The 14,831-nt window shown below is 31.6% G+C and carries 14 protein-coding genes; 11 read left to right on the plus strand and 3 right to left on the minus strand.

Annotated features, from left to right (window positions below; translation table 11 throughout):
* Position 1: 1 nt before the first annotated feature.
* The 4 genes from ACTPNM_RS06805 to ACTPNM_RS06820 all read left to right on the plus strand — a co-directional run bounded on the left by ACTPNM_RS06805 (position 2) and on the right by ACTPNM_RS06820 (position 4,639).
* Complete coding sequence (locus ACTPNM_RS06805; protein WP_440121109.1) at positions 2–925, plus strand: DUF368 domain-containing protein; 924 nt, start codon at positions 2–4, stop codon at positions 923–925.
* Between the two features lie 33 nt (positions 926–958).
* Positions 959–1,966, plus strand: coding sequence for a DUF368 domain-containing protein (locus tag ACTPNM_RS06810; protein WP_440121110.1), 1,008 nt, complete (start codon positions 959–961; stop codon positions 1,964–1,966).
* The gene (locus ACTPNM_RS06815; RefSeq protein ID WP_440121111.1) at positions 1,947–2,708 is read left to right on the plus strand and encodes a shikimate dehydrogenase family protein; all 762 of its coding nucleotides are present in this window, start codon (positions 1,947–1,949) and stop codon (positions 2,706–2,708) included. The genes ACTPNM_RS06810 and ACTPNM_RS06815 overlap by 20 nt, the downstream gene beginning before the upstream one ends.
* Positions 2,709–2,794: 86 nt before the next feature.
* Positions 2,795–4,639 carry a DUF349 domain-containing protein gene (locus ACTPNM_RS06820; protein ID WP_440121112.1) on the plus strand — a complete coding sequence of 615 codons (1,845 nt, stop codon included), beginning with the start codon at positions 2,795–2,797 and terminating at the stop codon, positions 4,637–4,639.
* 55 nt (positions 4,640–4,694) lie between these two features.
* Here the strand turns inward: ACTPNM_RS06820 and ACTPNM_RS06825 are convergent, their stop codons facing one another.
* Both ACTPNM_RS06825 and ACTPNM_RS06830 read right to left on the minus strand, forming a co-directional pair.
* Positions 4,695–5,102, minus strand: coding sequence for a hypothetical protein (locus ACTPNM_RS06825; protein ID WP_440121113.1), 408 nt, complete (start codon positions 5,100–5,102; stop codon positions 4,695–4,697).
* Positions 5,103–5,111: 9 nt separating this feature from the next.
* Positions 5,112–6,782, minus strand: a complete 1,671-nt coding sequence (locus ACTPNM_RS06830; RefSeq protein WP_440121114.1) for a M1 family metallopeptidase — start codon at positions 6,780–6,782, stop codon at positions 5,112–5,114.
* A 91-nt stretch (positions 6,783–6,873) separates the two neighbouring features.
* Here ACTPNM_RS06830 and ACTPNM_RS06835 point away from each other — a divergent pair, with 91 nt between their 5' ends.
* From ACTPNM_RS06835 to ACTPNM_RS06850, 4 genes are all read left to right on the plus strand, one after another.
* Entirely contained in the window at positions 6,874–7,674 is an 801-nt protein-coding gene (locus ACTPNM_RS06835; protein ID WP_440121115.1) for an SDR family oxidoreductase, read from the plus strand.
* A 125-nt stretch (positions 7,675–7,799) separates the two neighbouring features.
* A complete protein-coding gene (gene fsa, locus ACTPNM_RS06840; protein ID WP_440121116.1) occupies positions 7,800–8,453 on the plus strand; it encodes a fructose-6-phosphate aldolase in 654 nt (217 codons plus the stop codon).
* Positions 8,454–8,562: 109 nt separating this feature from the next.
* The gene (gene menD / locus ACTPNM_RS06845) at positions 8,563–10,215 is read left to right on the plus strand and encodes a 2-succinyl-5-enolpyruvyl-6-hydroxy-3-cyclohexene-1-carboxylic-acid synthase (RefSeq protein WP_440121117.1); all 1,653 of its coding nucleotides are present in this window, start codon (positions 8,563–8,565) and stop codon (positions 10,213–10,215) included.
* Position 10,216: 1 nt separating this feature from the next.
* Positions 10,217–10,627 (plus strand): DNA-binding protein, encoded by a 411-nt coding sequence (locus tag ACTPNM_RS06850; RefSeq protein ID WP_440121118.1) that lies wholly within the window; start codon positions 10,217–10,219, stop codon positions 10,625–10,627.
* Between the two features lies 1 nt (position 10,628).
* Here the strand turns inward: ACTPNM_RS06850 and ACTPNM_RS06855 are convergent, their stop codons facing one another.
* Positions 10,629–11,867, minus strand: a complete 1,239-nt coding sequence (locus ACTPNM_RS06855) for an alpha/beta hydrolase-fold protein (RefSeq protein WP_440121119.1) — start codon at positions 11,865–11,867, stop codon at positions 10,629–10,631.
* A 94-nt stretch (positions 11,868–11,961) separates the two neighbouring features.
* Here ACTPNM_RS06855 and ACTPNM_RS06860 point away from each other — a divergent pair, with 94 nt between their 5' ends.
* From ACTPNM_RS06860 to ACTPNM_RS06870, 3 genes are all read left to right on the plus strand, one after another.
* Positions 11,962–12,801 (plus strand): 1,4-dihydroxy-2-naphthoyl-CoA synthase, encoded by an 840-nt coding sequence (locus ACTPNM_RS06860; protein WP_047790629.1) that lies wholly within the window; start codon positions 11,962–11,964, stop codon positions 12,799–12,801.
* Between the two features lie 100 nt (positions 12,802–12,901).
* Positions 12,902–13,510 carry a fumarylacetoacetate hydrolase family protein gene (locus ACTPNM_RS06865; RefSeq protein ID WP_099216545.1) on the plus strand — a complete coding sequence of 203 codons (609 nt, stop codon included), beginning with the start codon at positions 12,902–12,904 and terminating at the stop codon, positions 13,508–13,510.
* Between the two features lie 41 nt (positions 13,511–13,551).
* Positions 13,552–14,796, plus strand: coding sequence for a competence/damage-inducible protein A (locus tag ACTPNM_RS06870; RefSeq protein WP_440121120.1), 1,245 nt, complete (start codon positions 13,552–13,554; stop codon positions 14,794–14,796).
* Positions 14,797–14,831 lie beyond the last annotated feature (35 nt).

The following is a 14,831-nucleotide window of genomic DNA, read 5'->3' on the forward strand; positions in this document are numbered from 1 at the left end:
TATGAATAGAACAAATAAGGATTACCTTGTAATCACATTGAAAGGAATGGCTATGGGAGCTGCTGATGTAGTTCCAGGTGTCTCAGGAGGGACTATTGCATTCATTTCAGGAATTTATGAAGAGCTATTAGGTTCTATTAGTAATATTAATTTAAAGCTGCTTAAAACTTTAAAAAATGAAGGTCTTAAATCAGCTTGGAAACAAGTAAATGGTAATTTCTTAGCAGCTCTTTTTGTTGGAATTTTTATTAGTATTGTTTCATTAGCAAAAATGATTTCCTGGTTATTAGTACATCATCCAATTTTAGTATGGTCTTTTTTCTTTGGATTAGTATTAGCAAGTGTTATTTATATAGCAAAACAAGTTACTCAATGGAATTTAGCTTCAGGAATTTTACTAATATTAGGAGCTATATTAGCTTATTATATCACAACTTTAAACCCGTTAGTCTCTGAACATTCCTCAATGTCGTTTATGTTTTTAGCAGGAGCGATAGCTATTTGTGCTATGATTTTACCAGGTATTTCAGGGTCTTTTATTTTGGTTTTATTAGGAGCTTATAAACCAGTTTTAGCGGCTGTAAATAACCGTGATTTTACAACTATTGCATTTGTTGGTTTAGGAGCAATAGTAGGTTTGTTAACGTTTTCAAGAATTTTAAAATACCTGTTTGAAAACTATAAAAACCTTACTCTAGTTGTGTTAACAGGATTTATAATAGGTTCATTAAATAAAATTTGGCCTTGGAAAAAAGTTTTGACATACAGAACCAATTCACATGGAGAACAAGTGCCTTTTAATGAGTTGTCTATTTCTCCATTTTCTTACGACGGAAACCCTCAATTAATGTATGCAACAGTGTTAGCTATAATTGGTTTCGGGCTTATTTTATTACTAGAAAAATTAGCAGTAAAAAAGCACTAGAAAATAACTAACTTAGCGTTCTAATCAAACCGCATGTATAAAGAGCGCACGCTATCACAAAGAATAAACCTTTTTTTAAAAGGATTAATAATGGGAGGAGCTAATAAAGTACCAGGAGTTTCAGGTGGTATGGTGGCTTTTGTGATGGGGTTTTATGAAGAACTTATTTATACTTTTCAAAGAATTAACGGCAAAGCTTTTAAGCTGTTATTTAACGGGCGTTTTAAAAGTTTCGCTAGTTATACCAACTTACAATTTTTAGTATGGGTAATGGCTGGAAGTATGTTTAGCTACTTCAGTGTGTCCCTTGTTTTAGATTACTTCTTAAGAAATTATCAATTATATGTATGGTCATGGTTCTTTGGAATGATTATAGGCTCTATTTACTATATATCAAAAGATTTCGGAGACTGGAAACCTAAAACTATTTTAGGGTTACTTATTGGAGCTTCAGTTGGAATTTCTATTAGTTTTATGACACCAGCTACAGAAAATGATAATTTGTGGTTTGTGTTTTTGTGTGGAATTATAGGAGTTTCAGGAATGACATTACCAGGGCTTTCAGGCTCATTTATTCTTATATTACTAGGGAACTATGTACTGTTGTTGGTAGATAGTGTAAACGTGTTAGGAAGTGTAATTACAAACCTATTGTCTGGAAACTTTGAAGTTTTAAATAATCAAGTAAAAGTTCGTTACTTAAAGATAATAGGTGTTTTTACAGCAGGGTCAGCCTTTGGACTTGTATCTATTTCACATGTTTTAGGTTATGTATTAAAAAGATGGCATCAAATTGTAACCGCAATTATTATAGGTTTTATCACTGGATCGCTTGGAGTTGTTTGGCCATGGAAAGAAACTATTTATAAAAAAGAAGAAGGTGTGTTTTTGCTTGATCAAAGCGGAAATAAAATTATAGAAAACTACCAGAGATTTATTCCCAATTTTAACAATCAAGAAACATGGATTTCAATAGGATTCATTATTATTGGAATCGCATTAATACTAATTATTGATTTTTATGACCAAAAAAGAAAATAAGCATTTATATGCTTTAGTAGGAAAGAATATTTCGTACTCATTTTCTCGTGGATACTTTACCGAAAAGTTTGATAAACTAGACTTAAAAAATCATGAGTATATCAATTTTGATATTCAATCAATACATGAGCTTCCTCAAAAAATAAAAGAAAATAAAAAACAGCTAAAAGGAATGAATGTAACCATTCCATATAAACTAGATGTTTTTAATTTTTTAGATAGAATAGATAAAAAAGCTTTAAAAGTAGGTGCAGTAAACACTATTAAAATAACTAAAAAAGGAAGATTAAAAGGGTATAATACGGATGTATATGGGTTTAAAAAATCATTAAAACCATTATTAAAGAAACGACATAAAAAAGCCTTGGTATTAGGAACAGGAGGAGCATCAAAAGCAGTAGCTTATGTACTTGAAGGTTTAGGGATAAAGTATAAATATGTTTCTAGAACCCCTGAAGGAAAAAAGCAAATTTCGTATCAAGATATTAATAAAGAACTTATAGAGTCGTACACCGTTATTGTAAATTGCACCCCTTTGGGTACACACCCAAATGTGGAGAACTCTCCTGATATTCCATATGAGTTTTTATCAAGCAAACATTTATTGTATGATTTAATATACAACCCGCCAGAAACCACTTTTTTAAGAAAAGGGAGAGAGCAAGGGGCAACTATTAAAAATGGATTAGAGATGTTACAGCTTCAAGCAGAAAAAGCTTGGAAAATATGGAACGATAGCTAAAATTTTAAAAACTAAAATAAAATTTGCTATTCTCTAAGAATCCTTATCTTTATAATCTAAATCAAAGGAACTTAAACATTGTAGATATGTTAGAAAATAACGAAGAGAAAGTAGAAAAACCAATTACAGAAGAGCAAACGAAGGCAAATAACGATACTGAAAATGCTGTTAATGAGGTTGAAAATGAAGTAGCTAATGAGTCTGAAAAAGCAGATGAAAAGCATGAAATTCCAATGCTAGACTACGCTTCAATGGAGTTAGAGAAATTGGTTGATGAATTAAAAAAACTGCTAAAAAGCCACCCAATACAACAATTAAAATCAAACGTAGATGCTATCAAAACAGCATTTAACTCAAAGTTTGGAGCTTTATTAGCAAAGAAAAAAGAAGCATTTTTAGCAGATGGAGGAAATTCTATAGACTTCCAGTTTTCTAGCCCAGTAAAAACAGAATACAATAATTTATTAGGTGAGTATAAAGCGAAACGCGATGCTTACTATTCTCAGTTAGAAAAACAACTAAAAGAAAATTTAGAGAGAAGAAATAATTTAATTGAAGAGTTAAAGACTTTAATTAAAGATGCTGACCCTAAAACGATGTATAATGATTTTCAAGAAATTCAAAATCGTTGGAAGAGTGTAGGAGCAGTGCCAAAAACAAAGTACAACGATACTTGGAGAACATACCATCATCATGTAGAACGCTTTTACGATTTACTACACTTAAATAAAGATTTTAGAGAGTTAGACTTCAAACATAATTTAGAAGAAAAACTACGATTAATAGAAAGAGCAGAAGCTTTAAGTGATGTAGAAGATGTTAATGTGGCTTTTAAAGAGTTACAAGAATTGCATCGTATGTGGAAAGAAGACATTGGACCTGTGTCAAGAGAACATAGAGAAGATGTTTGGGGTAGATTTAGTGAAGCTACTAAAAAAATTCATGATAGACGCCATCAACACTATAGAGAGCTGAAGTCTAAACATCAAGAAATGATTGATGCAAAACTGGCGGTTGCGGCAGAGATTAATGCATACGATACATCAAACAATAAAACACATAACGACTGGCAAAAAAGTATTGTAGAAATAGAAAAGCTACGTAAAAAATACTTTGACATAGGAAAGTTACCTTACAGTAAAAGCGAAGCAGTTTGGCAAGAGTTTAAGGCAGCTACCAAAAAGTTTAATTCAGCAAAAAATGCTTTTTATAAGCATGAAAAAAGTGCACAAAATGAGAACTTAAAAAGGAAAATGGAATTGGTAGAGCTTGCTGAAAGCTTAAAAGATAGTGAAGACTGGAGTGAAACTACCAATACAATGAAACGTATTCAATCTGATTGGAAAAAAATAGGGCATGTGCCAAGAAAGTTTTCTGATGATATTTGGAAGCGATTTAAGAATGCATGTAATCATTATTTCGATAGGTTACACGCACGTAAAAATGAAGAAAATAAAGAGCAGTTAGCTGTAGTAGAAGCTAAAAAAGAATTTATAGAACAAATTAAAACAGCTGAAATATCTACAGAAGAAGATGTAGAAAAAACATTAGCAGATTGGAGGGCACTAGGAGCTTTACCAAGAAATGCACGTTACTTAGACGAAAAATTCAATAAAGCAATGGATGCACATCTAGATAAATTAGATATGGGCAGAATTGATATTGAAATGATGAAGTTTAAAGGTGTTGTTGATACGTATTTATCGCAAGAAGACTATAGAAAGTTAGATAGCGAACAGTTCTTTATTAGAAAGAAAATAGATGAAACTGTACGCGAAATGCAACAGTTAGAAAACAATTTAAGTTTTATCTCAAACGCTACAGAAGATAATCCTTTAGTACAAAATGTTCGTAAGGGAATCCAAGAGTTTAAAGACCAATTAGACCTTTGGCAAGAAAAACTAGACTACTTAAAAAGATTAGATTACTAAGGTAATTCAGTAATCAAAAAAACTCGAACTTTTCAAAGTTCGAGTTTTTTTATGTTTAATTTTTAGCAAGTTGTTTGGCTACTGTAAGTTCAAAATTTGATAGAATGATAATAATAAAGATTTCAACGATAATATAAGTCCATCCTAAGTTACTAATAGTTTTTCTGTGATAGAATGCTATTCCAATAGAAAGACAGCAGTATAGTAGGTTTATAACTGCAATTCCTTTTAAAAAAGATTTAAGGTTATTGTGCTTTTTTTTGTAACAGTAAAAATCATAGATAGCAAACAACAAAGGGAAAACCGCTAGGAAATAGAGGGTAGAAGGAGGAATTCCTATGATGCTTTCAAACTTTACTAATATAATACCCAATAAAAAAGCAGATAAAACTGCTCCTAATCCATCAATTAAGAACAGCTTTTTTGGGTTTAGGAGTAAGTTTTTTATTAATAGTCTAACCATAAGGTTACTTTAGATAGACTTTGAATAAACATAAAAGTTGTTGTCAATCTCAATAGAATTGTTATTAATTGATTTTGTTTGCCAATTTTCTGTTGGAGTTAATAGTATAGATTTTCCGTTAACGTTTATTCTTAAAGGCATATCAAATCCTTCCACAACATTATTCCAACGATATTTTAATTCTTTGTTCTTGATTGTGTACTCAAATTTTGGAATTTTAACCGTTCGTAAATATTGATCGAATACTTTACTTAAATCAATTCCAGATTTCTCAATCATGTATTGTTCAATTTCTTGAGTTGTTACTGTTTTATGGTAAAAATCAGCATTTAAACCACGTAAAATTTGACGCCATTTTTCATCATCGTTTACCAATTGACGAATGGTGTGTAACATATTAGCTCCTTTGTAATACATATCTCCAGAACCTTCATTATTAACATCGTAATGACCAATAATAGGTTTGTCATTTTGGATAGAACTTCGTGTTCCTATAACATATTCAGCAGACGCTTTTTTTCCGTAATAGTAATCTAAGAACAAGTTTTCAGAGTAAGCCGTAAAACTTTCATGAATCCACATATCAGCAATGTCTTTATCAGTTATGTTATTGGCAAACCATTCGTGACCTGCTTCATGAATAATAATAAAATCAAATTTTAATCCCCAGCCAGTTCCAGATAAGTCTCTACCTAAATATCCATTTTTATATTGATTTCCATAGGTTACTGAGCTTTGATGTTCCATTCCTAAATACGGAACTTCTACTAGCTTAAAACCGTCTTCATAAAAAGGATATTTACCAAACCAATGTTCGAATGCTTTCATCATTTTAGGAGCATCTTTAAACTGCTTTTTGGCTTTTTTAAGATTATCACGTAACACATAATAATTCATGTCTAACTCTCCATCTTCACCTTGGTATTTCTCAGAAAAATGCACGTAATCTCCAATATTTACATTTACTCCGTAGTTGTTAATCGGATTATCAACAAACCAATGGTAGGTAGTTGTGTTATCATTGTGTTGTTCAATATTACGTAAACGACCATTAGAAACATCCATTAAGTTTTTAGGTACACGAACACTAATCGCCATACTATCCACCTCGTCGTACATGTGGTCTTTATTTGGCCACCAAACACTTGCGCCTAACCCTTGACATGAAGTAGCAACAAAATGATTTCCATTACTATCTTTTTTCCAAGAAAAACCACCATCCCAAGGAGCTCTAATTGCTTCTTTAGGGTTTCCTTCATAATACACATCAACAGAATTTATAGCTCCTTTTTTTTGAGGAGATTTCAACTGAATAAAATGAGCATTGCCTTCAGAAACAACTTTTAGCTCTTCGTTGTTTTGAGTTGCTTTGGTAATTTTTAATGGAGGTTGTAAATCTATTTGTAAAACTTGATGAGGTTTTAAAACTTTATATTGTACAGTGTTTTTTCCTTTAATAAATTTTTTATCAGGATTCACAGCTACATTAAGGTGGTAATATGTTAAGTCCCACCACGATCTTTCTGGAGTAATAGAACCACGCAAAGAATCTTGGCGTGTAAATGTTTCACTTTTAGAAAATAAAGATGTGCTTTTTTGAGCAGTAGAAGAAGAACATCCAGCAATTAATATTGCCAAAGATGTCATAAAAACTGATAAAGAAAATGTTTTTTTATGCATAGTATTTGTTCTTGATGGATAAAACGCTAAGATAAGTTTTAAAGTTTTTTTATTGGAGGCAACTTTAAGATATTTGCTTAAAATTATAAGAATGTCAAAAATAGTTTTCATAACAGGAGCTTCTTCAGGAATAGGGAAATCAATTGCTACTTATTTACATGATAGAGGGTTCAAAGTTTACGGAACAAGTAGAAATCCACAAAAAGTAAATACTTCATTTCAGATGGTAGCATTAGATGTAACTAATCAAGAGTCGATAAAGAAAGCTATAGAAGAAGTAATTACTGCTGAAGGAAAGATTGATGTGTTAATAAATAATGCAGGAAAAGGAATTACAGGTCCTATTGAAGATACTCCAACAGAAGAAATGAAAGATAACTTTAATACAAATTTTTTTGGAGTAATTGATGTCGTTAAAGAAGTGTTACCTTATATGCGAAAGCAACAATCAGGAACGATTATTAACACAACCTCAATAGCAGGTTACATGGGGTTACCTTTTAGAGGGATTTATTCTGCAAGTAAAGGAGCATTAGAGTTAGTAACAGAAGCGTTGAGTATGGAGGTAAAAAGTTTTGGAATTAAAGTTGTAAACGTAGCTCCAGGAGATTTTGCTACGAATATTGCTGCGGGAAGATACCACACACCTGTTTTTGAAAACTCTGCTTACAAAGAAAAATATGCTGAAAATTTAGCTTTAATGGATGCTCATGTTGATTCAGGTGCAGACCCAATACTTATGGCAGAAGCAATTTATAAAATAATTGAAAATAAGAGTCCTAAAATTCACTATAAAGTAGGAGGATTTATGGAGAAATTTTCAATTGTATTAAAAAGAATCTTACCTGATAAAGTTTATGAAAAATTACTAATGAATCATTATAAATTGTAAATTCGCAGAAGATTAGTAATGAAAGAAAATTACGGCATAAAATATTGTTTTATACGTTGTTTTAAAGAGAGTTGTACTCTCATAAAATTTAAAAATTAGGACACAACTACATAATAAATATACAGATGAAATTTTTTATTGATACAGCTAACTTAGATCAAATTAGAGAAGCACAGGCTTTAGGTATTTTAGACGGAGTAACAACAAACCCGTCATTAATGGCTAAAGAAGGAATAACAGGAGAAGATAACATTATCAATCACTACAAAGCAATTTGCGAAATAGTAGAAGGAGATGTTTCTGCTGAGGTAATCTCTACTGATTTTGACGGTATGGTGAAGGAAGGTGAAGCGTTAGCTGCTTTAAACCCTCAAATCGTAGTAAAATTACCTATGATTAAAGATGGTATTAAAGCATGTAAATATTTTTCTGATAAAGGAATAAAAACCAATGTAACATTAGTATTCTCTGCAGGTCAAGCATTATTGGCTGCAAAAGCAGGAGCAACGTATGTATCTCCGTTTATCGGTCGTTTAGACGATATTTCTACAGATGGTTTAAATCTAATAGCTGAAATTCGTCAGATTTTTGATAATTACGCATTTGAAACAGAGATTTTAGCAGCATCTGTACGTCATACTATGCACATTATTGATTGTGCTAAGATTGGTGCTGATGTTATGACTGGACCTTTAAGTGCTATTGAAGGATTATTAAAACACCCTTTAACAGATATTGGTTTAGCTAAATTTTTAGCAGATTATAAAAAAGGAAACTAACCAACTTTAGTTGGAAAAAATACAATGTCATTTCGACAGAAGTGAAAAATCTACTTAATCAAAAAGGTTTTTCGTTTTTTCGAAATGACATTTTTTAACTTAAAAATAAATGTTCCCAAAAAAAGAACTCGCGCAATTAGTAGTTTCAGCATGTAATCAATTTAATATTGATACTGTTGTAATTTCTCCAGGCTCTCGTAACGCACCACTTACTGTCGGATTTTCAAATCACCCAGAAATAAAAACATTAAGTGTGGTAGATGAGCGTTGTGCAGCCTTTTTTGCAATGGGAATAGCACAACAAAAGCAACAACCTGTAGCTATTGTATGCTCTTCAGGGTCAGCTTTGTTGAATTATTATCCTGCGATAGCAGAAGCTTTTTATAGTAACATTCCATTAGTTGTAATTTCAGCAGACAGACCTAAACATTTAATTGATATTGGTGACGGACAAACTATTCGCCAAGAAAATGTGTTTGAAAACCATATTTTGTTTTCTGCTAATTTGATTGAAGAAGAAAGTCAGTTAAAAAATAATATCAGTTTATTAATTGAAGCATTGCAAACTTCAATCACTCAAAAAGGGCCAGTTCATATAAATGTTCCGTTTGATGAGCCTTTATACGAAACGGTAGAAGAACTAACACCTTTTGATTTTTCAAGTGTTATTGCTAGCAAAAAGAATCAGTTTGTTGATTTAAACAAATTAACTTCTATATGGAATACTTCAACTAAAAAAATGATTTTGGTAGGAAGTAGTTTTCCAGATGCTGAACTTCAAAAAATATTGAATGTGTACGCTGAAGATACTTCTGTTTTAGTGTTTACAGAAACAACATCAAATATATACCATTCAAAATTCATTAATAGTATTGATAAATTAATATCTAAGCTAACTGAAGACGAGTATAAAGAACTACAACCTGAAGTATTAGTTACTTTAGGTGGAATGGTAATATCAAAAAGAATAAAACAATTCTTACGAAAGTTACAACCAAAACATCATTGGCATGTTGATGAGTTAAAAGCAATGGATACCTATCATTGTTTGTCTGAGTTTATAAAGATAAAACCAGTTACATTTTTAACAGAACTCTCTGAGGAAAAGAGAAATGTTGAAAGTAATTATCAAACAAGATGGCTGGAAGAGAAAAAACTTAGAGCTATTAAGCATGAAGAATATTTGAAAAATTGTGAATATTCGGATTTAAAATCTTTTGAAATCATTTTAAATAATATTCCTGATAATTCACAAGTACAAATTAGTAACAGTTCTATAATCAGATACTCGCAATTGTTTGATGTGAACTCCACACTGCAAGTATTTTGTAATAGAGGAACAAGTGGAATTGATGGGAGTACTAGTACAGCTGTAGGAGCTGCATTTGCTTCAAAAAATCAAACGGTATTTATAACTGGAGATTTAAGTTTCTTTTACGATAGCAATGCGTTATGGAATACAAATATTCCGAAGAATTTTAGAATTATTATTTTAAACAACGCAGGAGGTGGTATTTTTAGATATATCCCAGGACCGTTAACAACAAATGCGACTGAGTATTTTGAAACCCCACATAATTTAACAGCAGAGTACTTGTCAAAAACGTATGGTTTTGAATATGTTCAAGTAAAAGATTTAAAGAGCTTGCAAACAAGTTTGACTTCGTTTTATTCAGAATCGAATCAACCAAAAATAATGGAGGTTTTTACTCCAAAAGAAATAAATGATGTAGTTTTAAAAAACTATTTTAAAAACTTATAAGATGGAATTAAAAGAAGGTGATAAGGTAGATTTAGTTATCGGAGTTCAAACCGCGTTAGGTTATACGGTTTTGATTAATGAAGCTTACGAAGGTTTGCTATATAATAATGAAGTTTTTAGTGATGTAGAAGAAGGAATGCGAACAGTAGGGTACATTAAAAAGATACGTGAGGATGAAAAGATAGATGTATCATTACGTCCACAAGGATTTAAAAATGTAATTGATTCAGATATAGAAAAAATACTTAAAAAGTTAGAAGAAAAAGGCTTTTTATTATTAACAGATAAAAGCTCTCCTGAATCAATTAAATTTCACTTACAAATGAGTAAAAAGGCATTCAAGAGAGCTATTGGCAGCTTGTATAAGAGTAAAAAAATAGAATTACAAGAAGACAGAATAGTGTTAAAATAACCTATTCTTGTCCTTCTTCCTCTTGTTCTTCAATAATTTCCTCGTCATTATTTTTAATTTCTTCTTTCTTCTTACTTCCCATTAAATCGTTTACACGCTTAATATTTTCGTAAAAAGCATTTGCATTAGGGTCAGAAGGATCCATCTTACCATAAGCAGCTTTATAGTAAAAATCAGCCTTTTCATAATCCTTTCCTAACTCGTAATACTTACCTATGTAAAAATCACCCATGTGAGAATCAGGATACTTTATCATTACAAAATCACCTAAAACTCTAAGGTAATCACCATCTTGTCTGTCAATTACAATATCTTCAATAACAAAAATATCATCCAAACGAACATTTAAGTTAGAACCGTATAAATATTGAATGTCTAAATATTTTTTCTCAACGTACTTAATAGCATCTAAAGGAGCTAGATCTTTTACATTAGCTTCATATTCCTCTTTAGTAATCTTAGAATATAAACTAAACATTTGTGTAAAAGCTCTAGGAATAGTTTCTCCAATCATAGCTAAATAGCTAGGAGAAGAATCAAATTCATCAAAAGTAACATTAAAGTTTTTAGCTTCATAAGATGTTAACAAAGTTCTAATATCACTAAATCTATTATATTGCTTAGTATCAATATACTTTTTATTATTACTTGTATACAAGAAGTAAGTGTTATCTATAGAACCTAGTCTGTTAAGAGAGTATGATTCCATTATTGCAGGAGCAAACTGAGGAAAGTCAGGTGTTATACAGATATATGAGTTGAAAACTGGCTTTTCATCCTTTAAATAATGAGTGATAAAATTAGCAGCCTTTCCTTCACCAACAATTGTCATAAAAGGAGAAGTTCTAAAATTCCCTTCCATAAAAGGAATCAATTCATGTTTAATAAAATTAAAAAAATGTACACCAGTACTTGTTAAGGAATTATTAGATGGTATAATAGAAATATCTTTTCCATAAGTGTTTTTCATATCAATTCCTACCACAATTTGTCTAGGCGCTTTATCTACATTTGCATAAAGCTTAGCATTTCCTACATATAAATCAAAAAGGTACTCATCACCTAAAACAATAGCTAGAGGATAATTAGTGGTTTCATCTACATCATATCCTTTAGGAAGGTAGACTTTTATGTTTCTATCTTTTCCTAGCTCTTTTGAATTGACATTTTGAGTAACAACTTTTTGAGAGAAAAGACTAGTACTAATTAATAAGGTAAATAATAAATAAACTTGTTTCATATTAGGGGTAAATTATATCGTTCAAATATAGAAAAGAAAAATAAAGTTATTATGTTATTTTTGTACAACTAAATAACGACAATATTTTAAAATTATGATACAACCAGACTGGAAAGTTGCCAAAGAGTACGAAGATATTACCTATAAAAAGTCACACAACGTTGCAAGAATAGCATTTAACAGACCAAATGTACGTAATGCGTTTCGACCAAAAACTACTTCAGAGTTATTAGATGCATTTCATGACGCACATGAAGATACCAATATCGGAGTTGTATTATTATCAGCTGAAGGACCATCAACAAAAGATGGAGTTTGGAGTTTCTGTTCTGGAGGAGATCAAAATGCACGTGGACATCAAGGATATGTTGGAGATGATGGTTACCACCGTTTGAATATTTTAGAAGTACAACGTTTAATACGTTTTATGCCTAAAGCAGTAATCTGTGTAGTTCCAGGTTGGGCAGTAGGTGGAGGACATAGTTTGCATGTAACTTGTGATTTAACCTTAGCAAGTAAAGAACATGCTATTTTTAAACAAACTGATGCAGATGTAACTTCGTTTGATGCAGGATATGGTTCTGCTTATTTAGCTAAAATGGTAGGACAAAAAAAAGCTCGTGAAATCTTTTTCTTAGGAAGAAATTACTCAGCACAAGAAGCTTATGAAATGGGAATGGTAAATGCAGTAATTCCTCATGACGAGTTAGAGCAAACAGCTTTTGATTGGGCACAAGAAATTTTAGCAAAATCACCAACCTCTATTAAAATGTTAAAGTTTGCAATGAATTTAACGGATGACGGAATGGTAGGGCAACAAGTATTTGCAGGAGAAGTAACTCGTTTAGCATATATGACGGATGAAGCTAAAGAAGGACGTGATGCGTTTTTAGAAAAACGTAAGCCAAATTTTCCTAAAACTTGGATACCTTAAAAGCCCATCCTAACCCTCCCAAAGGGAGGGGATTAGTTTGAGTAAATTATAAAAATAAAAGAGTATGATTTTTCCCCTTTGGGGAAATTAAAAGGGGCTTATGAAAATAATTTGTATAGGGCGTAATTACGCAAAACATATAGAAGAATTAGCAAATGAAAGACCAGAAAACCCAGTCGTTTTCTTAAAGCCAGATTCGGCTATTCTTCCTAAGAAAATGCCATTTTTCATTCCACCATTTTCAAATGATATTCATTATGAGGTAGAAGTATTGGTAAAAATAAACAAAGTAGGAAAACATATTTCTCCAAAATTTGCACACAAGTATTACGACACTGTTGGATTAGGGATTGATTTTACAGCTCGTGATGTACAAGCGCAATGTAAAGAAAAAGGATTGCCTTGGGAAAAAGCAAAAGCTTTTGATGGTAGTGCTATAGTAGGAGAGTTTTTTCCAAAAGAAGATTTTGACTTAGAAAACTTGTCATTTCAATTACAGAAGAACGATGAGGTTGTGCAAGATGGAAATACATCTAGTATGTTGTGGAAAATTGATGAATTGATTAGTTATGTGTCGCAATATTTCACGTTGAAAAAAGGAGATATTATTTTTACAGGCACACCAGCAGGTGTTGGTAAGGTGGCTGAGAATGACATTTTAACAGGAACTATTGAAGGAAAACAAGCTTTTCAAATAAAAGTAAAATAAAATATATCCCGCTTCGGCGGGATTCTTTTTTAGATATATAAATGAATGCAGAAATCATTACGATAGGAGATGAAATTCTTATCGGACAAATTGTAGATACCAATTCTCAATGGATTGGTCAAGAACTTAATAAAATTGGAATTTCGGTTTATCAAATCTCCTCAATTCAGGATGAAAAACAACACATATTAAATGCGTTAAAAGAAGCAGAAAGTAGAGCAGATATTGTGATAATAACTGGAGGTTTGGGGCCTACTAGAGACGATATCACAAAAAAAACAATTGCTGAATATTTTCAAGACGATAAGATTGTTGAATATCCAGAGGTGATTGATAATATTAAATATTTATTCAAAAAAGTTAATCACCCATTCAACGAAATTCAAAAATACCAAGCACAGCTTCCATCAAAAGCAACCTTATTAATGAATCGTTTAGGAACCGCACCCGGAATGTGGTTTTATGAAAACGATACGGTTTTTGTGTCACTTCCTGGAGTTCCTTATGAAATGAAAGGATTAATGAAGTATGATGTACTACCAAAGTTACAGTCTACTTTTAAATTGCCATTTATTTTACACCGAACCATTATGACAGTAGGTACAGGTGAAACAATTATTGCTGAAAGAATTTCTGATTGGGAAGATAATTTACCTGATTTTATAAAATTAGCATATTTACCATCTTACGGAAGTGTTCGTTTACGATTATCAGCTAAAGGAAACGATGAAGATTTATTAGCGAAAGAGATGGAGAAGCAGGTTGCTGCACTATATGAATTAATTCTTGAGATAATTGTAGGTGATGATAATGAAACCTCATTAGAAAAAGAGGTAGGGATATTGTTAAAACAATATGGTAAAACCGTAGCTACTGCAGAGAGTTTAACAGGAGGAAAAATAGCGTCAACTATTGTTTCCGTTTCAGGGGCGTCATCCTATTTTATGGGTGGATTTGTTACGTATACAGCAGCGTTAAAACAACAACTACTTGGGGTTTCTAAAGAAACAATAGATAAGTTTACTGTGGTAAGTAAAGAGGTAGCAAAGGAAATGGCTAAAGGATGTTTAGAAAAATTACAAACAGATTATGCCATCGCTGTAACAGGAAATGCAGGCCCAACAACTGATCATAACGATAAAAGTGTAGGCTTGGTGTATATTGGTATAGCAACGAAAAACGGAGTGGAAGTTTATGAGTTTAATTTTGGGCAACCGAGAGAAAAAGTTATTAATAGAACGGTAACCAAATCTTTAGAACTATTACAGGCTGCCATATTAAAATAAATTAGTATTTTTGCGCCCGTTACGCTTCCAAATAG

The organism is Tenacibaculum sp. Ill (assembly GCF_051938915.1).
Lineage (GTDB): Bacteria > Bacteroidota > Bacteroidia > Flavobacteriales > Flavobacteriaceae > Polaribacter > Polaribacter larymnensis.